Source organism: Escherichia sp. KCJ4928 (assembly GCF_004352695.1).
Taxonomy (GTDB): domain Bacteria; phylum Pseudomonadota; class Gammaproteobacteria; order Enterobacterales; family Enterobacteriaceae; genus ECMA0423.
Genome location: NZ_SJWV01000819.1, coordinates 1 through 255, shown reverse-complemented (window position 1 = coordinate 255; position 255 = coordinate 1). Strand labels below are relative to the sequence as shown.

1 protein-coding gene is annotated in these 255 nt (G+C 64.3%); it reads left to right on the top strand.

Features of this window, described 5'->3' with window-relative positions; translation table 11 throughout:
• Positions 1-255 (top strand): hypothetical protein (locus tag E0D98_RS26930; protein WP_205713050.1); only part of this gene is annotated, 255 nt, incomplete at both ends.

Here is a 255-nt window from a genome sequence, read left to right as displayed (position 1 = left end):
GCACAGCGGGCAGCGCCCTGAATACGACGGTGGAGACCGTACAGGCGGCGAAATCTGCCGGAAACAGCCGGCTTGAAGCCCTGCAGGGGGTGAAGGCCGCGCTCTCGGGGGCTCAGGCCGTGCAGGCCGGACGACTGGCAGACGCGCAGGGCGCCGATGCCGGAAATAATAACACGGTGGGCATCAGCCTCTCTTACGGCAGCCAGTCTTCGAAATCAGAACAGCAGTCAGAGCAGACGGTGGCGAAGGGCAGTA